This window comes from Flavobacterium agri (genome assembly GCF_013401995.1).
Classification (GTDB): Bacteria; Bacteroidota; Bacteroidia; order Flavobacteriales; family Flavobacteriaceae; genus Flavobacterium; species Flavobacterium agri.
Map to the genome: position 1 here is coordinate 399,799 of NZ_JACBJI010000004.1, position 20,762 is coordinate 420,560.

Annotated in this window: 24 protein-coding genes; 19 read left to right on the forward strand and 5 right to left on the reverse strand. The window is 47.5% G+C overall.

Annotated features, from left to right (window positions below; genetic code table 11):
- The first annotated feature begins 59 nt into the window (after positions 1–59).
- The 4 genes from gcvH to remB are packed head-to-tail and all read left to right on the forward strand — an operon-like array spanning position 60 to position 3,731.
- On the forward strand, positions 60–440 hold the full coding sequence (gcvH, locus tag HZF10_RS11880) for a glycine cleavage system protein GcvH (protein WP_176006420.1): 381 nt from the start codon (positions 60–62) through the stop codon (positions 438–440).
- A complete protein-coding gene (locus HZF10_RS11885) occupies positions 433–822 on the forward strand; it encodes a VanZ family protein (RefSeq protein WP_176006421.1) in 390 nt (129 codons plus the stop codon). Before gcvH ends, HZF10_RS11885 begins: the two co-directional genes overlap by 8 nt.
- A 37-nt stretch (positions 823–859) precedes the next feature.
- A complete protein-coding gene (gene deoC, locus HZF10_RS11890; RefSeq protein WP_176006422.1) occupies positions 860–1,603 on the forward strand; it encodes a deoxyribose-phosphate aldolase in 744 nt (247 codons plus the stop codon).
- 10 nt (positions 1,604–1,613) lie between these two features.
- Positions 1,614–3,731: a gliding motility outer membrane protein RemB gene (remB, locus tag HZF10_RS11895; protein WP_176006423.1), complete on the forward strand. Its 2,118-nt coding sequence runs from the start codon at positions 1,614–1,616 to the stop codon at positions 3,729–3,731.
- A 1-nt stretch (position 3,732) separates the two neighbouring features.
- On the opposite strand, the gene HZF10_RS11900 is transcribed toward remB, so the two are convergent.
- Positions 3,733–3,999, reverse strand: coding sequence for a hypothetical protein (locus tag HZF10_RS11900; RefSeq protein WP_176006424.1), 267 nt, complete (start codon positions 3,997–3,999; stop codon positions 3,733–3,735).
- Between the two features lie 301 nt (positions 4,000–4,300).
- Between HZF10_RS11900 and cyoE the strand changes: the two genes are divergently transcribed.
- From cyoE to HZF10_RS11940, 8 genes are all read left to right on the forward strand, one after another.
- A complete protein-coding gene (cyoE, locus tag HZF10_RS11905; protein ID WP_371315655.1) occupies positions 4,301–5,215 on the forward strand; it encodes a heme o synthase in 915 nt (304 codons plus the stop codon).
- On the forward strand, positions 5,215–5,805 hold the full coding sequence (locus HZF10_RS11910; RefSeq protein ID WP_176006465.1) for a cytochrome c oxidase subunit 3: 591 nt from the start codon (positions 5,215–5,217) through the stop codon (positions 5,803–5,805). Before cyoE ends, HZF10_RS11910 begins: the two co-directional genes overlap by 1 nt.
- A gap of 44 nt (positions 5,806–5,849) precedes the next feature.
- Positions 5,850–6,878 (forward strand): cytochrome c oxidase subunit 3, encoded by a 1,029-nt coding sequence (locus HZF10_RS11915; RefSeq protein ID WP_176006425.1) that lies wholly within the window; start codon positions 5,850–5,852, stop codon positions 6,876–6,878.
- A gap of 19 nt (positions 6,879–6,897) precedes the next feature.
- Positions 6,898–7,254: a cytochrome C oxidase subunit IV family protein gene (locus HZF10_RS11920; protein WP_176006426.1), complete on the forward strand. Its 357-nt coding sequence runs from the start codon at positions 6,898–6,900 to the stop codon at positions 7,252–7,254.
- A gap of 240 nt (positions 7,255–7,494) precedes the next feature.
- Positions 7,495–8,139: a hypothetical protein gene (locus HZF10_RS11925; RefSeq protein ID WP_176006427.1), complete on the forward strand. Its 645-nt coding sequence runs from the start codon at positions 7,495–7,497 to the stop codon at positions 8,137–8,139.
- Positions 8,139–8,822 (forward strand): SCO family protein, encoded by a 684-nt coding sequence (locus HZF10_RS11930; RefSeq protein ID WP_176006428.1) that lies wholly within the window; start codon positions 8,139–8,141, stop codon positions 8,820–8,822. The genes HZF10_RS11925 and HZF10_RS11930 overlap by 1 nt, the downstream gene beginning before the upstream one ends.
- A gap of 2 nt (positions 8,823–8,824) precedes the next feature.
- Complete coding sequence (locus HZF10_RS11935) at positions 8,825–9,412, forward strand: DUF420 domain-containing protein (protein ID WP_176006429.1); 588 nt, start codon at positions 8,825–8,827, stop codon at positions 9,410–9,412.
- Complete coding sequence (locus HZF10_RS11940; RefSeq protein WP_176006430.1) at positions 9,402–9,650, forward strand: CAMCR motif-containing small membrane protein; 249 nt, start codon at positions 9,402–9,404, stop codon at positions 9,648–9,650. Before HZF10_RS11935 ends, HZF10_RS11940 begins: the two co-directional genes overlap by 11 nt.
- On the opposite strand, the gene HZF10_RS11945 is transcribed toward HZF10_RS11940, so the two are convergent.
- Both HZF10_RS11945 and HZF10_RS11950 read right to left on the reverse strand, forming a co-directional pair.
- Positions 9,647–10,099: a hypothetical protein gene (locus HZF10_RS11945; protein WP_176006431.1), complete on the reverse strand. Its 453-nt coding sequence runs from the start codon at positions 10,097–10,099 to the stop codon at positions 9,647–9,649. The genes HZF10_RS11940 and HZF10_RS11945 overlap by 4 nt on opposite strands.
- Entirely contained in the window at positions 10,096–11,490 is a 1,395-nt protein-coding gene (locus HZF10_RS11950; protein WP_176006432.1) for a DUF4403 family protein, read from the reverse strand. The genes HZF10_RS11945 and HZF10_RS11950 overlap by 4 nt, the downstream gene beginning before the upstream one ends.
- A gap of 169 nt (positions 11,491–11,659) precedes the next feature.
- Here HZF10_RS11950 and HZF10_RS11955 point away from each other — a divergent pair, with 169 nt between their 5' ends.
- The 7 genes from HZF10_RS11955 to tsaB all read left to right on the forward strand — a co-directional run bounded on the left by HZF10_RS11955 (position 11,660) and on the right by tsaB (position 19,526).
- Positions 11,660–12,361: an ABC transporter ATP-binding protein gene (locus HZF10_RS11955; RefSeq protein ID WP_176006433.1), complete on the forward strand. Its 702-nt coding sequence runs from the start codon at positions 11,660–11,662 to the stop codon at positions 12,359–12,361.
- Positions 12,354–13,598, forward strand: coding sequence for an ABC transporter permease (locus HZF10_RS11960; RefSeq protein ID WP_176006434.1), 1,245 nt, complete (start codon positions 12,354–12,356; stop codon positions 13,596–13,598). The genes HZF10_RS11955 and HZF10_RS11960 overlap by 8 nt, the downstream gene beginning before the upstream one ends.
- A gap of 1 nt (position 13,599) precedes the next feature.
- The gene (locus tag HZF10_RS11965; RefSeq protein ID WP_176006435.1) at positions 13,600–14,865 is read left to right on the forward strand and encodes an ABC transporter permease; all 1,266 of its coding nucleotides are present in this window, start codon (positions 13,600–13,602) and stop codon (positions 14,863–14,865) included.
- Positions 14,866–14,921: 56 nt separating this feature from the next.
- Entirely contained in the window at positions 14,922–16,040 is a 1,119-nt protein-coding gene (locus HZF10_RS11970; protein ID WP_176006436.1) for an efflux RND transporter periplasmic adaptor subunit, read from the forward strand.
- Between the two features lie 74 nt (positions 16,041–16,114).
- Positions 16,115–17,551, forward strand: a complete 1,437-nt coding sequence (locus tag HZF10_RS11975) for a TolC family protein (protein WP_176006466.1) — start codon at positions 16,115–16,117, stop codon at positions 17,549–17,551.
- Positions 17,552–17,556: 5 nt separating this feature from the next.
- Positions 17,557–18,864: an efflux RND transporter periplasmic adaptor subunit gene (locus HZF10_RS11980; RefSeq protein WP_176006437.1), complete on the forward strand. Its 1,308-nt coding sequence runs from the start codon at positions 17,557–17,559 to the stop codon at positions 18,862–18,864.
- Positions 18,864–19,526, forward strand: a complete 663-nt coding sequence (gene tsaB / locus HZF10_RS11985) for a tRNA (adenosine(37)-N6)-threonylcarbamoyltransferase complex dimerization subunit type 1 TsaB (RefSeq protein WP_176006438.1) — start codon at positions 18,864–18,866, stop codon at positions 19,524–19,526. Before HZF10_RS11980 ends, tsaB begins: the two co-directional genes overlap by 1 nt.
- Here tsaB and HZF10_RS11990 read toward each other — a convergent pair whose 3' ends face one another.
- Positions 19,527–20,381 carry a mechanosensitive ion channel family protein gene (locus HZF10_RS11990; protein ID WP_176006439.1) on the reverse strand — a complete coding sequence of 285 codons (855 nt, stop codon included), beginning with the start codon at positions 20,379–20,381 and terminating at the stop codon, positions 19,527–19,529.
- Positions 20,382–20,452: 71 nt separating this feature from the next.
- On the reverse strand, positions 20,453–20,713 hold the full coding sequence (locus HZF10_RS11995; RefSeq protein WP_176006440.1) for a hypothetical protein: 261 nt from the start codon (positions 20,711–20,713) through the stop codon (positions 20,453–20,455).
- Between the last annotated feature and the right edge of the window lie 49 nt (positions 20,714–20,762).

Sequence of the window (20,762 nt, forward strand, 5' to 3'; positions counted from 1 at the left end):
TTTAAATCCCGCATCTAAAATTTTACATTTGCGGTACAAACCAAAAAATACGACACATCATGAACATTCCAGCCGATTTGAAATACACCAAAGAGCACGAGTGGATTCGCCTTGAAGGTGATATCGCAACCGTTGGCATCACCGATTTCGCCCAAAAAGAATTGGGAGATATCGTATACGTTGAAGTAGATACGCTCGACCAAACCTTAGACAAAGACGAAGTTTTCGGTACAGTGGAAGCCGTTAAGACCGTTTCAGATCTTTTCTTGCCATTGGCTGGCGAAATCGTCGAATTCAACGAAGAATTGGAAACGAACCCAGAGGCGGTCAACGCCGATCCTTACGGAAAAGGTTGGATGATCAAAGTGAAAGTTGCCGATGTAGCCGATTTCGATTCTTTGCTTTCGGCCGACGACTATAAAAACCTTGTGGGTGCTTAAAAAGTTATGGCTTATTGCGGCTTCGGGCTGGACGCTTTCAATTGCGGTCCTTTGCCTGGTAAGCTTTACCGATTTGCCAACCGTAAGCGTTAGTGACATAGACAAATATGTCCATGCCACTTTCCATTTCATCTTTACTTTATTGTGGTATTTGTATTTGCGCACTGAAGACCGATCGGTCGGCAATGCGCAAATATTGTTTAAGATAGTCGCGTTTTCGCTTGTATTCGGAATCGCGATCGAACTGGCGCAAAGTCTGTTCACCAAGACGCGACAGGCCGATATAAAAGACGTCGCGGCGAATTTGACGGGTGCGCTTTTGGCTGCCGTTTGCCTTTTCGTCTATCGAAAATGGATCAACAAACACAGTAATTCGGATTAACTCCCGCCGCCAAGCGGGATTTTTTTACTTTTATCGCATGGATGTCAGGCAATATCTCGATTCGACTTATCTGAAAACCGCGGAACAAGCGGGCATTTCCGAACAAAAGAACACCGAAGTCGTGAAGCGGACGATACAGGAAGCCATAGATTTCGGTTTCAAGCTCGTCATGATCCGTCCCGAGCATGTCGCTTTGGGTCGTGAGATGATCGACAAAACCGCATCGAAAGTTTTGGTTGGTACCGTAATCGATTTTCCGCTAGGCTTGTCATCGACCGATAAGAAGCTTGCTGAAGCCGAAAAGGCAATTGCCGACGGAGCCGACGACCTCGATTTCGTGGTCAATTACGCAGCGTTCAAAAACGGCGATGTCACATCCGTAAAGGAAGAAGTCCTAAAAGGAACGTCGCTCGGGCTTTCGCATCACAAAACCGTAAAATGGATCATAGAAGTCGCGGCTCTCGACGATTTACAGATTGCGAGACTTTCGGCTTTGATCAAAAATGTGGTGGTTTCGAATTTTAAGGAAGACCAATACGCGAACGTCTTCGTGAAATCGTCGACCGGATTTTACAAAACCGCAAACGGATTGCCAAACGGCGCCACCGTAGAAACAATTGTCATCATGCTTGAGAACGCTTGTCCGTTGCCTGTGAAAGCCGCGGGTGGAGTTCGCACTTTTGCCGAAGCTCAGGACATGATAAAACTTGGAGTGAAACGCATCGGAACTTCATCGGCCAAAGCCATAGCCGAAGGGAAAATTTCCGAAGCCGATTATTAAAATGGAATACATGAAAAGATATTTCGCATTGATTTTGATGTTCGTCGGCTGTCTCAATTTGTCGGCTCAAGGCGAACAGTTTCCGGTGATGTCGGGTTGTGAAGGCAAGAACGGGACAGATTTGGAAGCTTGTTTCTACAATGGCGTGCAAGATTATGTCTACAACAATTTCAAGGTGCCATCGGATTTGCCATCGGGTTATACCGGAAATGTTTTCGTGTTGTTCGAAGTGAACGCCGAAGGTAATTTCAAGGTGCTTTATGTCGATGCAAACCAACCGCAGCTCGCCGAAGAAAGCCGACGCGTTTTTGGCCAAATGCCCAAAGCGACGCCAGCCAAGTACAACGGCAATCCGACGTATGCCAAGTATACGATCAATATCGCGATCCCTTTGTTGAAGCCCGGAGAAGTTCCGGTAAAAGCAGTTGCTAATACAACCAAAACCGATGCCCGGAAGCAACAGGCGCGCATCGATCGCAACAAAGAGTTGGGCGAATTCGACAGCGTGGCCAAAATGTATACGAAGACTTTCGACAATCCGCAGTTCCGAAGCCATTTGAACATTCCGTTCTCGCACAGTTACTATTCTCAGTTCGATGCCGAATTGAACCAGGTCGGTTCGAATAACCACACGGCTTCCAAACCGTACGCATATGCAGACGTCGACCGCTATTACAACCTGCAATCGGCTTACGACAAGATCAAGAAAAACAAATCGGGTTGGTACGGGCGCAAGCTTTGGAACGAAAATACCGTGCAGATCCAAGGCGAGGATTATTGGTTTACGCTGAATCCGATTTTCGATCTGCAACTCGGTAAAAGCAGCGACGACAAAGTCGATTATACGTATATCAACACACGCGGTTTAAGGCTCGAAGGCGGTTTGGGAAGCACGATCAATTTTTCGACGACGATTTTCGAAAGCCAGGGCCGTTTTGCCGATTACTTCAACCAATATGCCGAATCCTTGAAGCCCGACGGAGGAAATCCGGCAATCATTCCGGGAATGGGAATCGCCAAGTCGTTCAAGACCGATTCGTACGATTTTCCGTTGGCCGAGGCGAATCTCGCGTTCACACCGTCAAAGTTCCTCAATCTGAACTTGGGTTACGGGCGCAATTTTATCGGAGACGGTTACCGTTCGCTTTTGTTGGGCGACGGTGCGAGTCCGTATCCGTATTTCAAGATCAACACGACGTTCTGGAAAATCAAGTACACGAACATTTACACCTGGCTCAAGGACGTGCGTCCGGGCGTGACTGAAGACGGTACCTATGCGACGAAATTTGCGGCGAGTCATTATTTGAGCATCAATTTGACCAAAAGATGGAACCTCGGGTTTTTCGAGTCGGTGATCTGGTCGAAACAGAACGACAGAGGTTTTGACATGAGTTTCGTGAATCCGATCATTTTTTATCGATCGGTAGAATTCGCCTCGTCTTCAAGAAGCGGAAATGCGATGTTGGCCGCGACGACAAAGTATAAAATCACGAACCAGTTCACGTTTTATGCGCAATACCTACTCGATGAGTTTTCGCTCGAAGACATGAAAAGCGGCAATCAAAGCTGGAAGAACAAATTCGGCTATCAATTGGGGTTGAAATATTTCAACGCGTTCAATATCGATCACCTGATTTTGCAGGCAGAATACAACCACGTGCGTCCTTATGTGTACGCGCACAGCGACGCGTTGACGAATTACGGCCACAACAATCAAAGTTTGGGACACCAATGGGGTGGGAATTTCCAGGAGTTCGTCGCGATCGGTCGCTATAGCAAAGGAAGATTGTATGCCGATGCGAAATTCACCGTCGGCGTTCGCGGTCTCGATTTCGATCCGGCCGAAAATACCGCCAACTACGGCAGCAACATCTATCTGAGTTACGATGACAACCGACCTTTGGACGAAGGCGTCGTAATCGGGCAAGGAAACAAGACGCATGTGTTCATCGCCGACGTCCAGGCAGGCTATCTCGTGAATCCGTCTACAAATTTGCGTTTGTTCGCGAACTTCATCTACCGCAATTTCGATCCTATGGCCAATACGCCTACGTTCTCGAAAGACACGACCTCGTGGTTTACGATAGGGTTGAGGAGCGATGTGTTCAACTGGTATTTCGATTATTGATTCAATTCGACTGTCGTGAAGCATAAATCCTATATTTTTTTGGTGTGGTTCGCGACGTGTTAATTCCGCCGTTTATTACGCAAGCTGTCTTGCTGGCACTGGGCCACATTTCGTTTCTTTTGATGATTCCGTTTATGATCGGAGTCGGTTTTTTTCTTTCGATTCCGACAATGGGCGCGTTTGCAGGAGTGTTGGAAGCGATCTGGAAATTCAATCTTAAAAGCTCGCTGTCTTTGGGTTTGCTTTCATTCGTTTCCGTGTTTTGCATTTTTTGGAGTTTCTGGATTTTTTTCGCCGTTTTCTATTTTGAAATCGGGGAATTCAGGTTTTTCATTTATCCGTTGACGTATTCCGTCGTGATGCTTGGAAGTTTGTTTTTCTTCCATTTCAAATTAAAGCGGATCATTGACCAAGAAGACTTCATTGAGGAATGATTCCCAGCTCATTCTCGATTCGGAAGCCGTGATCTGGCGTTAAAAGAAAAGCAGCTCCTAAAAGTCATTATAAATTCCATTCGGATTTTTGTTCAATCGCTTTTCCTGCCTTACCTTTGCCGCGATTTGTACCAAATGAAAACCGCATTGGACGCTCATTCGACTTCTTTTTCGATAAAATCTGTTTTTGCCGACTTCAAGGCCATCACCAAGGCCGGATTGGCGATAAGCGTGCTTTTTTCTTCTATTGCGGGCTACCTTTTAGGATTTAGCGATACGCATCCGTTCAGTTGGAGCGTTTTGGCGATGCTTATGATCGGCGGTTATTGCATGGTCGGCGCATCGAACGCGTTCAATCAGGTCATCGAGAAAGATCTCGACGCGATGATGGACCGCACGAAAAACCGTCCCGTTCCTTCGGGAAGGATGTCTTCGAACGTGGCGTTGGCAATCGCTTTTGCTTTGACGGCCATCGGCCTTGTGTTGCTGTATCTGATCAATCCGAAAACCGCTATGTTCGGCGCGATTTCGATATTTCTTTACGTCTGCGTGTATACGCCTTTGAAAACCGTGACGCCGCTTTCGGTATTCGTGGGTGCATTTCCGGGTGCGATCCCGTTTATGCTCGGATGGGTTGCCGCGACGGGTGAATTCGGTATCGAGGCCGGCACGTTGTTTTTGATTCAGTTCTTCTGGCAATTCCCGCATTTTTGGGCAATCGGCTGGTTTTTGTACGAAGATTACGAAAAGGCCGGATTTTTTATGCTTCCGACAGGCAAACGCGACAAGTCTACCGCGATGCAGACGATTTTGTACACGGTTTGGCTTATGATCGCGTCTTTGTTGCCGAGTTTGGGCTATACGGGCCAATTCTACATTACGCCCATTTCGGCTGCAATCGTGTTTATTTTAGGGTTCTGGATGCTCGTCTACGCCGTGAAATTGTACAAACTACGCACGGCAAAAGCCGCCAAAGCTTTGATGCTCGCGAGCGTCTCTTATATTTCGCTGCTGCAAATCGTTTACATTCTCGATAAATTCATAAGATGATGACAAAAGATATGATGACGCCCGAAGATTACAAGGAGCGTTCAGAGCGTTCGGCCAAATTGATCCTTTGGTTCGCGATGATTTCGATGACGATGATGTTCGCCGGATTGACGAGCGCGTTCGTCGTGAGTAAAGGCCGCAAGGATTGGTTGCAGAATTTCGAGATGCCGTGGGCGTTTTACGCGTCGACCGTCGTGATCTTGTTGTGCAGCGTGTGCATGTGGATGGCGAAACGTTCGATCAAACAAGACAACCGTTCGGCTACGACGGCGTTTTTGTTCGGTACTTTGGCTTTGGGAATCACGTTCGTGGTTTTGCAGTTCAAAGGCTTCGGACAAATCGTTTCCGAAGGCTATTATTTTACCGGAAGCGCGAGCAACATCACCACGACTTTCCTTTATGTGGTGGCCGTGACGCACCTTGCCCACCTTGCTGGCGGGCTTATTTCGCTTCTCGTGATTATTTATAAGCATTTTAAACAAAAATACAATTCAGGTCAAACCCTTGGAATTGAACTAGGTGCAACCTACTGGCATTTCCTTGATTTCCTATGGCTTTATTTGTTTTTGTTTTTGACTTTCTTTAAATAAAAAAAAACGTAAATTTGGGAACTTTTTAACGGATATCTTTAAATATGGGAGCAACAGTTACAACTGCTACTGAAACTAAAGTCTGGGGCGGCGGAAACGAGCCGATGGGAGCGAGTTACGGCAAGCTCATGATGTGGTTTTTCATCGTGTCGGATGCCTTGACCTTCTCCGGATTCCTTGCCGCATACGGTTTTTCTAGATTCAAATTCATCGAGACATGGCCTTTGCCGGATGAAGTGTTTACGCACTTTCCGTTCATGCATGGCGTATCGGCACCGATGTATTATGTGGCGTTGATGACATTCATCCTCATCTTCTCGTCCGTAACCATGGTTTTGGCCGTGGATGCCGGACACCAATTGAAACAAAGAAAAGTTGCCTTTTACATGCTTTTGACGATCATCGGAGGTTTGATCTTCGTCGGGTCTCAGGCTTGGGAGTGGAAAAACTTCATCAAAGGCGAATACGGTGCTATCGAAACCAAAGGCGGAAGCTTGCTTCAGTTCGTCGATGCCACGGGCAAACGCGTAAAGCTTGAGGATTTCGTAGTGCAACTTCCCGAAGAAAGAGTAGAGTTGAAGCGCAGCAATGCCACTTGGTACATGACCGAGGCCGAAACGCCGACTACTTATTCGGTTACCGAAGTACAGGCGGCTTTCAAAGCGCACCCTGAATTGCGCGTCCGTACCGAAAGAATCTATCAAGGTACCAAAGAAGACTTGGCTGATGCCCGTCTCGAAAAAGGCGTCCAAAAAGTAAAACACAAAGAAATCCTTACCCGTGAGGCTTCGCAGAAGATGATGGACAACGCCCATATGGTCGTTGAAGGAGCGAACCTTTGGAGAAACGAATACGGAAGCAAATTGTTCGCAGATTTCTTCTTCTTCATTACAGGTTTCCACGGATTCCACGTATTTTCGGGTGTCATCATCAACATCATCATTTTCCTGAACGTTCTTTTGGGAACTTACGAAAAGAGACGTTCTTACGAAATGGTCGAAAAAGTCGGATTGTACTGGCACTTCGTAGATTTGGTTTGGGTATTCGTATTCACCTTCTTCTACCTCGTTTAATTTTAAGATTCAAAGCATCATGGCACACGGACACGAACACGTTTCGAATACAAAAAGAATTTGGCAGGTTTTTGGGCTTTTGTCGGTAATCACGACTGTAGAAGTTGCCCTTGGTATCATCAAGCCTGAAGTACTTCACACCAACACGATCCTGAGCATGAATTTGCTCAACTGGATTTTCATCATCCTGACCGTCGTGAAAGCCTACTACATCGTTTGGGCGTTCATGCACATGGAAGGCGAAAAAGCGAGCTTGCGCTGGGCAGTTGTCGGTACGGTGATCTTCCTGATTTTGTACCTTGTTTTCATCCTTCTCGTAGAAGGCGATTATATTTATGGGGTTTTTGCAAATTCTACGATAAAGTGGAATTTTTAACTGAGCTTATTTAGACTTTTTGAATCGAGTTAAAAAAGATAGATTTTATGTCCAATTTTTCGGTTTTTAGAATTGCATAGCAGCGCTACGGAACAAGAAAAAGCGGACAATTGGGCGAAAAAGATGCTTTTTTAGCTGATTGTAAAAAGTTTAAAGAAGTTCAAAATATTAATTCATGAAAAAGGCGGTTTTGAGACCGCCTTTTTTTATTTTTGTACGCGCAAATACAGGCTTCGTCCTATGAAGAAAACTATCGTCCTTTTTATCCTTTTCGTACTTCCGATAGTTGCCTATTTGTTTTTCGCTTCCGGAGTCAACAGTTTCACTTCCCTGCCTGTCATCAATCCTAAAATCGATGAAATGGGCGACTGGAAATCGCTTGACGGATCGTCGGTAAAACTCAACGGAAAAATCACGGTTTTGGGCTTCGGCGGATTCGACATCGTGAAAAACCGCGGCAACATTTTCAACCTGAACCAGAAAGTATACGAGCGCTACCATGCATTCAAGGATTTGCAATTCGTTTACGTGTGTCCGATCGGAACCGAAAAAGAAGTGCAGGCCATTTACGACAAATGCGCCGAGATTTCAGACATGAAAGAGTGGAAGTTCGTTTTCGCTTCGCCCGAAGACATCATGAAATTCCATACCGCGCTTAAGGTGAAGACCGAGCTAAACAAAGATTTCGGTACTTCGAACGTTTTCCTCGTGGACAAGAAACTCAAATTGCGCGGCCGGAACGACAAAGAGGAATTCATCGACAGTTACGACACGTTCCATCCGTCGGCGATCAGCAACAAACTCCTCGACGACTTCAAAGTGTTGCTGTACGAATACAAATCGGCGTTCAAGCGCAACAACAACGCCACCAAACGCGAAATCTGATGAAAAATAAATCCTATATCTGGGTATCGCTCGTCGTGTTGGTTTTCGGAATCATCGTCATCCCGAATATCGTTGACCGATTCAAGCGAGGTGACGTCGTACGCGGACGCGACCTCGACAAAGTAGACAACCACGTAGAAGGCGAAGGCGAACTGTTCACGCTGGCCAAAGCGCCCAAATTCGAGCTCACCGACCAGAACGGCAAGAAAATCACGAATGCAGATTACGACGGAAAAGTATATGTGCTCGAGTTCTTTTTCACGACCTGTCCTACGATTTGTCCTAAAATGAACCAGAACATGCTTGAACTTCAGAAAAAGTTTTACGGCAATCCGAATTTCGGCATCGCGTCGATTTCAATCAATCCGGAACACGATACGCCACAGGTGTTGAAAGAACACGCCGAGGCTTTGGGCGTCACGTCTTCGAACTGGCACATGATGACCGGAAACCGCGATTATATCTACAACCTGGCCAACAAAGGCTTTAATCTGTACGCGGGCACCGATCCGAATTCGGAGGCTGGTTTTGAGCATTCGGGTATGTTCGCGCTTATCGACAAAAACGGGAACATCCGTTGCAGAAAAGATCAATACGGCAATCCGACGGCCTATTACGACGGCATCGAGAAAGCAGGCGTGCAAGCCATCATGCAAGACATTCAAATCTTACTCAAGGAATAATTATGGACGCAAACCCGTCTTTGGAAAAACGCTTCAGCAAGCTCATCATTTTCGTTTCGATCCTGATTCCGGTAGTCGTGGCGGTATTGTTTACTGTCAAACTCAATGATTTGGGCTTCAACGTCGAGCCGTTGTCGTTCCTGCCTCCGATTTACGCGACGATAAACGGCCTTACGGCCATCGTTTTGGTCACGGCCGTTATGGCTGTCCGACGCGGTAACCGAAAACTGCACGAGCGTTTGATGACGTTCGCGATCGCCTTGTCGGTTTCGTTTTTGGTGATGTATGTTGCCTATCACATGACGTCCGAGAATACGCGTTTTGGCGATGTGGACCACGACGGCCAAATGTCGGTACAAGAAATCGCTTCTGTCGGCAGTATGCGCCTTGTGTATTTTTTCATCCTGATCACGCACATCATCCTTTCGATCGCGATCATCCCGATGGTGTTGTTCACTTACGTCAGGGCGTTGTCCGAGCGTTTTGACAAACACAGGAAACTCGGTAAGATCACCTATCCGATCTGGTTGTATGTGGCCGTTACCGGAGTGGTCGTTTACTTTATGATTTCGCCTTATTATGCGCACTGACAAGTTTAAAATTCAAAAGTTCAAGGTTGTTGCCTTGACTTTCGCGATGTTTTTGTTTCCGATTATTGCGGATGCCCAATGTGCGATGTGCCGCGCGGCTTTAGAGACGTCCGAGGATACGCAGAAAGCCGAATCGGTAAACAACGGAATCGTATACCTCATGGCGATTCCGTACGTTCTCGTAGCGGTTTTAGGCTACTTCGTGTATAGGTTGTACAGCAAGCGCAAAACGTCCTAAAACGTCCAGCAGTAGAATTCCTTGTCGTGTTTGCGGATCGAAACCAACGTGTACACGCAATGCGAGTTTTCCTTTTTCAATGAAGTGAGCGCGTTTACGAGACACATCGATTTTGCGCTCGTCGGATGCGGTTTCAGGATATACTTGAATTCCCAAGAATTGGCTTTGCTTTCGTTCGATGTTTCGGCGAAATCGGCAATCAGGATTTTCGACAGCCACGGCAGCAATTCGTCCAATGAAGAAAATCGGACCGCGGTTTTTTGTTTCATCCTAAAGCGTTTGTCCTCGATAGATCCCGATTCTTCCATGTCGCGCAAACGGCTAGCGATCTCGAGCAGGCTTTCCTGGTCGATCACCTCAAAACAAAATCCGTTTCCAATGTCGAGGTCCTTCCACAAATGGAAGCCGAATTTCTTGAAATAGGATTTTATCTTGTGCTGCAATCTCATTTGAGTCCGTCGATTTTAACGTCGATTTTTCCGTTTACCGTCACAAAAGCGATGACGGCCTGGTTCGTCAACTGTATTTTGCCGAGGTTGATGTCGCCCACGGTTCCGTTCACGAAAACGCCCGGCATTGGCGAATAATTGCTCAGATAGGTCATCATGTTCTTGCGGCCTTCCTCAAGATTCGGTTTGATCGAATAACGGCAGCTTTCCTGCATCTTTTTGAGGATGTAACCATTCATGAGCCAGTTCGCGGTGCGCATCAATTTGCTTTTCGTATCGAGCACGTAATCGAGTTGGTCGAAGTAGATTTCCTGCGTTTTTTCGTTGTATTGCGGGAATCCGGCAAGGTAGATCGTGCCGTTCAAAGCGCCCGTCATGTCGAGTGCGATGATCATTTTGCCCGATTTGTGCCAGATATCGACCTTGTTCACCTTTACTTTTTTGCTGCCTTCTCCGTATTCCTGGTTCGCGAAATTCTGCGACATGATGCGCGAGGCGTCGGCGTATGTGGAAACCGCGGCTATGTTGGCCGTGAAATGGTCGGGCATTTTCGAAACCGGCTTGAGTACGATCTTGTTGCGGTCGAATTTGGCTTCTGGCTTTTTCCCGACAAAGGTTTCCATCGTGCATTTGAGGCCCATTTCCATCGAAATCGCGTCTTTTTCAAGCTTGGCATCTGTCGTGTAAATTTCGGTCGGAACCGTTCTGAGCCAACTTTCGTAAGCCTCGCTCATTTGGATCGGCGTCGAGAATTTTTCGATCGCGTCGAGCACGTTCGGTTTGAAATCCATCGATTTTTCGATTGCGTCGTCTATGGCTTTCTCGATTTTGGAATCGTACAATTTGATTCCCGAATTGACGACATACGTAATCGGGATTTGCTTGCCCATGACGGTCGTCGTCGGGCTTTCGACCCAATCGATGTCTTTGAGTTCGGTTTTGGTCGTGAGTTTCCAGTTGGTGAGCCCGACGTTGCTCAGCAATGTTATTTTTCCGTTAAGGTTGAATTCGCGTATCGAAGTCAGGTCGACGCCAAGCGATTTCGTCCCGATGCGGTATTTCACGTTCACTTTTAGCGGAAGCACGGTCTTGATTCGGCCGTTCTCGTTCGAAAGCGCGATAGGGCCTTGTTTGTAGATCTGCATCTGCAAATCGTCGTCCTCGATGTTCTTATCTTCGTAAATCAGCCCTGTTAAATATTTATTGGTCTGATTTTCAATGTCCTTTAGTTTTATCTTTACGGGTAAATCGATGAAAGAAGCTGCGGTTTCATAGAGCAAAGGCGTCGCATTGTCTGGCTCCGGACGCAAGGCATCGATTTTGGAAGTAGAGGCGCAACCGGTTAAAATCGCCGTCGCGGATATTGAAAATAAGAAGTTTCTGAAGGTCATTTTGGGTAAATTTTCGTCAAAAGTAACAAAACGGAAAATATCCGCTTTTGGTGTAACAATTCCAATGTAGCGAAGTCTTATAAGTTTGTGGCGGAATTCTTAAAATTCTGTTAGCAAGTATCATCATCAAAAATCGAATCTTTACAATTGTATCACCAAACAGACTGCCATGATCGAAATCAAGGATCTCCACAAATCGTATAAGACGGGGAATTCGAGCCTTCACGTGCTCAAAGGAATCAATTTCAGCGTGGGTGAAGGCGAACTCGTGGCCATTATGGGGTCGTCGGGTTCGGGCAAATCGACCTTGCTGAACATCCTCGGAATCCTTGACGAAGCCGATTCGGGAAGCTATACGCTAGACAACGTTCCCATCAAAAAACTCAACGAGACGATCGCCTCGCGTTACCGCAACCAATTTCTGGGTTTCGTATTCCAGTCGTTCAACCTGATCAATTACAAATCGGCTCTCGACAATGTCGCCATGCCGTTGTATTACCAAGGCGTGAAGCGGAAGGAACGCAACGAGATCGCGATGAGTTATCTCGAAAAAGTAGGATTGGCCTCACACGCGCATCACTTGCCCAACGAAATGTCGGGCGGACAAAAGCAACGTGTCGCAATCGCGCGTGCCATGGCGTCTCATCCGAAAGTGCTTTTGGCCGATGAACCGACCGGAGCGCTCGACACCAAAACGTCGTATGAAGTCATGGAACTCATACAAGGCATAAACGACGAAGGGAAAACCATCCTGATCGTCACACACGAACCCGATATTGCCGCCATGTGCAAACGCAACGTAGTCCTCAAAGACGGACTTATAATAGACGATGTAATGGTTACACAGCAAAGGGCGAACTCTTATGTTTAACATCGAACGCTGGCAAGAGATTTTCGAAGCCATTTCAAAAAACAAATTACGAACTTTCCTTACGGGTATTTCGGTAGCGTCCGGAATCTTTATCCTCGTGATCCTTTTGGGTGCGGGGAAAGGGTTGCAGAACGGTATCGAGAAACAATTCGCGCGAGACGCCGAAGGGATCATCGAGGTGTGGTCGGGCGTGACCACTAAAGAATACAAAGGATTGAATCCCGGGCGATACGTTCAGATGCACAACTCCGATTACGAATTGGCATTGCAGAAATTGGGCGATCAAATGGTGCTCAAATCGGCCGGAGCCGGACTTTGGCAAACCCAATTCGCGTATAAGAAAGAAACGGGAAGCTACCAGATCCGAGGTGCGAACGCCGACATGCAAGGCATCGAGAATATGACGCTTACCAACGGACGCTTCGTAAACCAGAACGACCTCCTCAATCGCGAGAAAGTTGCCGTGATAGGCGAGAAGCTGCGTTTGACGTTGTTCAAAGGCATCAATCCGATAGGTGAAATTTTTACGATAAACGGCATTCCGTTCAAGGTAATCGGCGTGTTTACCGATCCGGGTGGCGAACGTGAGGAATCGCGCGCTTTCCTTCCGTTTACGACGACGCAGAATGTATTTGGACTCGGGCAGAACATCAATAACATGTTCTATACCTTGAAGCGCGCCGACAATTACGACAAGGCTTTGGCCGAATCCGAAAAATTCAAGAACGACCTGCAATCGATGCTCAAGGCCAAAAATATTGTCGCTCCCGATGATGAAGGTGCAATACAAGTACACAATTCTGTAGAAGACGCGAAGAAATTTTACGACCTGAATTTGTACATCCGCCTGTTCTTTTGGTGGGTCGGAATCTGTACGATCGTGGCCGGAGTCGTCGGTGTCAGTAATATCATGCTGATCATCGTCAAGGAAAGGACCAAAGAAATCGGCATCCGAAAAGCATTGGGCGCATCGCCGTTTTCGATTGTCGTCATGATCTTGCACGAATCGATTTTCATCACCACGATCGCCGGATTCATAGGATTGCTCGCCAGTCTGGCGCTTCTCGAATTCGTCGGGCCGATGATCACGAGCGAATTCTTCGTCAATCCGCAGGTCGATTTCAACGTAGCCATCACGACGCTCGTCCTGCTTGTCATCGCGGGTGCCGGTGCCGGATTTTTCCCGGCTTATCGCGCGGCCAAAATCAAACCCATAATCGCCTTAAGAGAGGAATAACATGTTCGACAGAGACAAATGGGGAGAAATCCTACAGGCATTATCGGCTAATCCGGTGCGCACGGCCCTCACGGCTTTTGGCGTATTTTGGGGAATTTTCATCCTCGTGATCCTGCTAGCAGCGGGCAAAGGACTTGAAAACGGCGTCAAGAAAGGATTTTCGGGCATCGCGACCAACACTATGTTCATTTGGACTCAGGTGAGTTCGAAACCGTATAAAGGCTTGCCGATCGGACGCGATTTCAACTTTAAGAACGACGACGTTCCGGCTTTGAAAGCGACTTTTCCCGATTTGTTGTACGTTTCCCCAAGAAACCAACTAGGCGGTTATCAAGGCGCGAACAACGTAGTGCGCGGAGACAAAACGGGCGCTTTCGGTATTTACGGCGACTATCCGGAGTTGACATCGCAGGAATCGATGAGCATCATCCGCGGCCGATTCGTCAACCACAACGACATCAATGCCAAACGCAAAGTGGCCGTCATCGGTGAAGGCGTGATCAATCTGATGTACAAACCCGGAGAGGAAGTCATTGGAAGCTACATCAAAATCAACGGCGTCACGTTTATGGTCGTCGGCGTGTACAAATCGCGCAACAACGACGGCGGCGGAATCGAGGAAGCCCAAAAGAACATCTTCATTCCGTTCACGACGTTCCAGCAGGCGTTCAACTTCGGGGATACCGTAGGCTGGATGGCGATTACGGCAAAAGACGGCGCATCGATCACCGATCTCAAGAAAGACATCGTCAACTTCCTCAAGGCGCGGCACACGATCCATCCCGACGATGAACGCGCGATCGGAAATTTCGATTTGTACGAAGAATACAGCAAAGTGACCGGATTGTTCATGATTTTGCGTTTCATTGCGTATTTTGTGGGTACATTGGTATTGCTTTCGGGCGTCATCGGAATTTCGAACATCATGCTCATCGTCGTAAAGGAAAGGACGAAGGAAATCGGGATACGTCGGGCTTTGGGCGCGACTCCGGGAACGATCCGCCGCCAGATTTTGACCGAATCGATATTTTTGACGATCATTGCCGGAATGGCCGGAATCGCTTTCGCCACGGGTCTTTTGGCCGGATTGAACGCGATTCTCGATTCGATGCCTTCCGAAGATATGATGTTCGCCAATCCGAGCGTAGATTTGCTCGTCGTTTTCGTGGCGCTCATGATTCTTGTCGGATCGGGGTTGCTTGCGGGCTTCATCCCAGCCCAGATCGCCGTGAGCGTAAAACCCGTGGATGCATTAAGAACCGAATAAAATCAATATAAGTCAATCACTAAAGCGTCGGTAAAAGGCGCGACAAATCAATCAAAATGAGAAAAGGAGTAACCATTACCGTTTTAGTTTTCATAGCCGTGGTGTTCTTTGGGGCGTTGTATTACCTGTACGCCAAAAACCAGGAATCGCCAGTGGTTTTCCAGACCGAGAAACCCGAAACGAAAACCATCACCAAAACTACGATCGCCACCGGAAACATCGTCCCCGATGAAGAGGTACTCATCAAACCCAACATTTCCGGAATCATCGAAAAAGTGTTCATCAAGGCAGGCGACAACATCAAGGCCGGCGATCCGATCGCGCAGATCCGTGTCGTGGCCAACGTTTCGAGCCTGAGCAATTCGCAAAACCAGGTCACTTCGGCCAAAATTGAATTGGACAACCAGGAGCGCGTCTACAAAAGACAAAAAGCGCTTTACGACAAAGGCGTGATTTCGGCCAACGAATTCCAGCTGGCAGAAACCGCGTGGATGCAGGCAAAGCAAACGTATTCGTCCGCGCGTCAAGGTCTTGATATCGTGAAAACGGGAACGACTGCCGGTTTGGGCAATTACGCGAACACCATGATCCGCTCGACCGTGAACGGGATGGTTCTCGACGTTCCGGTGAAAGTCGGAAACCAGGTAATCGAGGCCAACAACTTCAACGAAGGCACGACCATTGCGACTTTGGCCGATGTAGGACGTATGATTTTCGTCGGAAAACTCGATGAATCCGAAGTGGGTAAAGTCAAAGAAAACCTTCCTATCGAAATTACCGTCGGTGCGATCGAAAACAAAAAATTCGACGCCGTGCTCAATTATATCGCCCCTAAAGGCAAAACCGAAAACGGAGCCATCCAATTCGAGATCAAGGGCGCGATGAAAAACCGCGACACTACCTTTATCCGCGCCGGATTGAGCGCAAACGCATCGATCATCCTCGACAAAGCCGAAAATACGCTGGCCATAAAAGAATCGCTCATACAGTTCGACGAGAAGACCAAAAAGTCGTTCGTCGAGGTTGAAACGTCTGCGCAGAAATTCGAGAAACGCACCGTAGAGCTTGGCGTCAGCGACGGAATTTACGTGCAGGTGAAAAGCGGCGTCAACAAAGACGACAAAATCAAGGTTTGGAACCAAGGCCTTGAGAAAGGACCTGGTCAGCCGCAGTAAGCTAATCTAGAATCCATCATTAATCAAAAAATCATAAATTTGTGCAGCCCAAAGCTGTGCTTTACGTCATCATCATGAGAAAAATAAATTCGGTCATAGCGATTTTGCTGCTGTCGGTAAGCGTTTCGTTTGCGCAGCCAGGCAAGAAATGGACGCTTCAGGAATGCGTCGAATATGCGCTAAAGAACAATATTTCAATAAAGCAGAGCGAACTCGACGCCCAATTGGCCGCGATCGACAAAATAGACGCGTTCGGGAATTTCCTGCCGACGCTCAACGGAAGCGCCAACCATAGCTGGAACATCGGTTTGAACCAGAACATCACAACGGGCTTGCTCGAGAACCAAACTACCCAATTTACGTCTGCCGGTCTCAATGCCGGCATTGACATTTACAAAGGTTTGCAGAACCAGAACTTGTTGAGACGTTCCAAACTGTCGATAATCGCGGCTCAATACAAGCTTGACAAAATGCGTGACGACGTGTCGCTTAACGTGGCCAACGCGTTTTTGCAGATCCTTTTCAACAAAGAAAACCTCAAGGTCCAAAAAGAACAGTTGACGAACAATGAGCGTCTCATGAAACGCACCGAAGAGCTTGTCAACGCTGGTTCCGTTCCGAGAGGTGATTTGGCCGACATGAAAGCAACCGTGGCAACCGGCCAAAAAGCGGTCGTCGATGCCGAAAACGCGCTTATGATTTCGAAACTCAGCCTCGCCCAATTGTTGCAGCTTGAGGATTTCAAGGGATTCGACGTGGCCGATAACGATTACGAAATGGCTCAAAGCCCGGTGATGATGCAAACTCCCGACGCCATTTTCGAAAAAGCAAAAGAAGCCAGAAACGAAATCAAGATCGCAAAAGCAAATCTCGATATTGCCGAAAAAGACTTGAAAATCTCTCGTGGCGCACTTCAACCGAATCTTCAGGGGTACTACAGTTTCAGTACGCGTGCGTCGTATGCCGACCGTGTAATCGGAGGCGTTCCCGACACGGACAACCCGACTACGGTTATCGGAACGGTTGAAGGAACGGGGCAAAACGTCGTGCAGCAGAATTTCATTCCGGTGTTGGGCAAATACGAACCGATTTTCGACCAGTTCAGTGCGAACAAAGGGCACAATTTCGGATTGCAGCTCAACATCCCGATCTTGAACGGGTTTTCCGCCCGCAACAGCGTAGAGCGTTCCAAAGTGGCGCTCGAGCGTTCCAAGATCGCGTATTCACAAGCCGAATTGGATTTGGAAAGAAACGTGTATCAGGCTTTTGTCGACGCCAAAAATGCTTTGAGTTCATACGAGGCAGCATTGGTAGCCGTGGAAGCGCGTCAATTGGCGTTCAATTATGCCACCGAAAGATACAATGTGGGCATGATGAACTCTTTCGATTTGAATCAGGCGCAAACTTTATACGTAAATTCCCAATCGGATGCGGCGCGCGCCAAATTCGATTATATCTTTAGGGTCAAAGTGGTCGAATTCTACTTTGGAATCCCAATCAACAAAATTTAAAAGCCATGTCTAAAAAAACGATGTATTTTCTCTTGGGCGGAATTGTCGTCCTGATTATCCTTCTAATAGTGCTTTCCAAATCGGGTGCGATCGGAGACAAAAACGAAGGCACTGTGGTCCAAACCGCAAAAGTCGAAGAGATGGACATCGTCGAGACCGTATCGGCAACCGGAAAAGTACAGCCCGAAATCGAAGTCAAGATTTCATCTGAAGTATCGGGAGAAATCATCGAACTTCCGATAAAGGAAGGGCAAATCGTCAAAAAAGGGCAGTTGTTGGTCAAAATCAACCCGGATCTTTATACTTCGGGATTGAACCGTACGGTTTCGAACCTTTCGGGAACAAAAGCCGGTTTGAGCCAGGCCGACGCGCAGTTCGCTGAAGCCAAAGCTAATTACGAACGCAACAAGACGCTTTACGAAAAAGGCATCATTTCCAAATCGGATTGGGACAAAGCGGTTTCGTCTTTCGAAGTCGCGAAAGCCAACAAACAATCGGCTTATTACAACGTACAAAGTGCGGCGGCGACGGTAAACGAAGCTCGCGATAATCTCGGAAGAACGAATATTTATTCACCAGCCGACGGAACGATTTCGGTTCTCGGAGTCGAACTTGGCGAGCGCGTACTCGGAACGCAGCAAATGGCCGGAACCGAATTGCTTCGCGTGGCCAACCTGAACAACATGGAAGTAGAGGTCGACGTGAACGAGAACGACATCGTAAAAATATCCGTCGGCGATTCGGCCAACGTAGAAGTCGACGCTTACCTCAAAAAACAGTTCAAGGGAATGGTGACGAGTATCTCCAATTCCGCGAGCACGAGCACCACGGCCGATCAGGTAACGAATTTCAAAGTAAAGGTTCGCATCCTCAAAGATTCGTATAAAGACCTTACCGAAGGCAAACCATCCAATTATTCGCCTTTCCGTCCGGGAATGACCGCGACGGTCGACATCATCACCAAAAGAAGAGACAACGTAATCGGAGTACCGATCAGTTCTGTAGTCGTGAAAACCGATACGACGGCGACCAAGACGTTCAAAGTTGAAGACAAGAATTCGGAAGAAGCACTTAAAAAAGCCAAGACCGAGAAAAAGTTCGAATGCGTTTTCGTGAACAACAAAGGCAAAGCGGCCTTGCGTGTGATCAAAACCGGAATCCAGGACGATACGAACATAGAAGTCATTTCGGGTCTTAAAAAAGGCGATGTCGTGATAACCGGTCCGTATAACGTCGTGACCAAAGAACTCACCGCAGGCGACAAGGTCAAGGCTGATGATGCGAAATCCGGCGCCAAAAAAGACAAAGACTGATGTCGCTTATACTCAATATCGAAACCGCCACCAAAAACTGCTCGGTGGCATTGTCGCATAATGGCAAAACCGTTTTGTGCAAGGAAATCTCGGGTCAAGGTTATTCCCATGCCGAAAAATTACACGTGTTCATAAACGAAATCATTTCGGAATCCGGCCATGCTTTTGCAGATTTGCAAGCCATCGCAGTAAGTCGCGGTCCCGGATCGTACACGGGATTGAGAATCGGCGTTTCGGCCGCGAAAGGGCTGTGTTTCGCTTTGGGCATTCCGTTGATTTCGATCGATACGCTCAAAGTTCTGGCTGCTTCGGCGAATATATCCGATGGCGTCATCATCCCGATGCTCGATGCGAGGCGAATGGAAGTCTACAGTTCGGTGTTTTCGCCCGATTTGACCGAAATCCGCAAAACCGAAGCCGAAATCCTTACCGAAGATTCGTTTTCGGATGTTGGGCAAACCGCTTATTTTTTAGGTGATGCGAACGAAAAAGCGAAGTCGGTTTTGACCAAAAGCAATTTCGTGTTTTTGGACGGAATCGTATTTCCGTCGGCAAGCGAAATGGCGGCGTTAAGTTTCGACAAATTCCAGAAAAACGAGTTTGAGGACGTGGCTTACTTCGAACCTTTTTACCTTAAGGATTTTGTCGTCGGAGGCAAATAATCACTGAACAGAACGCTCTTTTACCACAGGCTGGATCGAAATTCCGGCGGCTTCAAAAGCTTCTTTCCCTTCCTCTAGGATTTCAGAAACCATATCGCCGTAATCGGGTGTTTTCGACCAAGCGCGAACCGCGATGTTGATCGCATGGTCGGTCAGGTCGCGCACCACGATAGAAGGTTCGGGTTTTTTGAGCACTTTCTTGTTCTTTTTGAGCACTTCCAGCAAGATTTCGCGCACTTGTTTGATGTTGGTGTCGTACGATACGGTAAACGTCAAATCGGCCCGTCTCAATCCTTCCATCGAAAAATTTGTGATCGTGCCGTTCGAAAGCGCGCCGTTCGGTACGAAAATCGTCTGGTTGTTGCCCGTTGTCAGTTTTGTGACGAAAATCTGGATTTCCGAAACCGTGCCCGTCACGCCTTGCGCCTCGATCGTATCGCCCACGCGGAACGGTTTGAACATGATGATCAGCATGCCGCCCGCAAAATTCGAAAGCGAACCCTGAAGCGAAAGACCGACGGCCAACCCCATCGCGCCTAAAATCGCCACGAAAGAAGACGTTTCGATTCCAAGCCTTGAAATCACGGTAATAAACAACAAAACCCGCATCGCCCAAAGCAAAATATCGGCGAGGAATTTCGACAAAGTCGGGTCGAGTTCGCGTTTGATCATGAGGCGTTTGATAAGCCTGTTGATCAAACGTATCGCCCAAAGTCCTATAAACAGTAGGATAAAGGCCGAAATCAGTCGCGGCGTGTACTCGATGATCCAATTGACGAGTTGATGCAAATAATCGGTTAGCGAGTGAAGCTCGGAAGTGATTTCTTTTTTCTCGACGTTTTCCAGATTTTCCATGCGGTTGAATTGTGGTGCAAAAATAAAAAACCTTCCGCATTGGGAAGGTCTATTTTGATTGCGTTTTGGGATTAATCCGCGTCTTCCTCGACGCGATTGTCGCTTTCGCGGTCGTTGCGTTTGGTGTCGGCTAAATCCTCATTTCCGTCATCGGCGAAAGTACTGGCTTTTTCAACGATCGGCTCGGTGTTTTCGGGTACGATTTCGGGTTGCGGCATCAGGTAATCGGAAGCATCCTTGATCGGATCGGGCGTCGATTCGATAGGTGGCGGTTCGTTTACGTTTTCAGGCGGTCCGCCAAACAATCTTTTGAAGAAATTTCCTAATCCCATGTGTCTTGATTTTTGGTTACCGACTAAAGTTACGAAAATTAAAACGCTG

Excerpts from the sequence above, each read along its gene's own strand:
- gcvH (WP_176006420.1), top strand. The coding sequence starts at position 60 with ATGAACATTCCAGCCGATTTGAAATACACCAAAGAGCACGAGTGGATT.
- deoC (WP_176006422.1), top strand. The coding sequence starts at position 860 with ATGGATGTCAGGCAATATCTCGATTCGACTTATCTGAAAACCGCGGAA.
- remB (WP_176006423.1), top strand. The coding sequence starts at position 1,614 with ATGAAAAGATATTTCGCATTGATTTTGATGTTCGTCGGCTGTCTCAAT.
- HZF10_RS11900 (WP_176006424.1), bottom strand. The coding sequence starts at position 3,999 with ATGCAAAACACGGAAACGAATGAAAGCAAACCCAAAGACAGCGAGCTT.
- cyoE (WP_371315655.1), top strand. The coding sequence starts at position 4,301 with ATGAAAACCGCATTGGACGCTCATTCGACTTCTTTTTCGATAAAATCT.
- HZF10_RS11910 (WP_176006465.1), top strand. The coding sequence starts at position 5,215 with ATGACAAAAGATATGATGACGCCCGAAGATTACAAGGAGCGTTCAGAG.
- HZF10_RS11915 (WP_176006425.1), top strand. The coding sequence starts at position 5,850 with ATGGGAGCAACAGTTACAACTGCTACTGAAACTAAAGTCTGGGGCGGC.
- HZF10_RS11920 (WP_176006426.1), top strand. The coding sequence starts at position 6,898 with ATGGCACACGGACACGAACACGTTTCGAATACAAAAAGAATTTGGCAG.
- HZF10_RS11925 (WP_176006427.1), top strand. The coding sequence starts at position 7,495 with ATGAAGAAAACTATCGTCCTTTTTATCCTTTTCGTACTTCCGATAGTT.
- HZF10_RS11930 (WP_176006428.1), top strand. The coding sequence starts at position 8,139 with ATGAAAAATAAATCCTATATCTGGGTATCGCTCGTCGTGTTGGTTTTC.
- HZF10_RS11935 (WP_176006429.1), top strand. The coding sequence starts at position 8,825 with ATGGACGCAAACCCGTCTTTGGAAAAACGCTTCAGCAAGCTCATCATT.
- HZF10_RS11940 (WP_176006430.1), top strand. The coding sequence starts at position 9,402 with ATGCGCACTGACAAGTTTAAAATTCAAAAGTTCAAGGTTGTTGCCTTG.
- HZF10_RS11945 (WP_176006431.1), bottom strand. The coding sequence starts at position 10,099 with ATGAGATTGCAGCACAAGATAAAATCCTATTTCAAGAAATTCGGCTTC.
- HZF10_RS11950 (WP_176006432.1), bottom strand. The coding sequence starts at position 11,490 with ATGACCTTCAGAAACTTCTTATTTTCAATATCCGCGACGGCGATTTTA.
- HZF10_RS11955 (WP_176006433.1), top strand. The coding sequence starts at position 11,660 with ATGATCGAAATCAAGGATCTCCACAAATCGTATAAGACGGGGAATTCG.
- HZF10_RS11960 (WP_176006434.1), top strand. The coding sequence starts at position 12,354 with ATGTTTAACATCGAACGCTGGCAAGAGATTTTCGAAGCCATTTCAAAA.
- HZF10_RS11965 (WP_176006435.1), top strand. The coding sequence starts at position 13,600 with ATGTTCGACAGAGACAAATGGGGAGAAATCCTACAGGCATTATCGGCT.
- HZF10_RS11970 (WP_176006436.1), top strand. The coding sequence starts at position 14,922 with ATGAGAAAAGGAGTAACCATTACCGTTTTAGTTTTCATAGCCGTGGTG.
- HZF10_RS11975 (WP_176006466.1), top strand. The coding sequence starts at position 16,115 with ATGAGAAAAATAAATTCGGTCATAGCGATTTTGCTGCTGTCGGTAAGC.
- HZF10_RS11980 (WP_176006437.1), top strand. The coding sequence starts at position 17,557 with ATGTCTAAAAAAACGATGTATTTTCTCTTGGGCGGAATTGTCGTCCTG.
- tsaB (WP_176006438.1), top strand. The coding sequence starts at position 18,864 with ATGTCGCTTATACTCAATATCGAAACCGCCACCAAAAACTGCTCGGTG.
- HZF10_RS11990 (WP_176006439.1), bottom strand. The coding sequence starts at position 20,381 with ATGGAAAATCTGGAAAACGTCGAGAAAAAAGAAATCACTTCCGAGCTT.
- HZF10_RS11995 (WP_176006440.1), bottom strand. The coding sequence starts at position 20,713 with ATGGGATTAGGAAATTTCTTCAAAAGATTGTTTGGCGGACCGCCTGAA.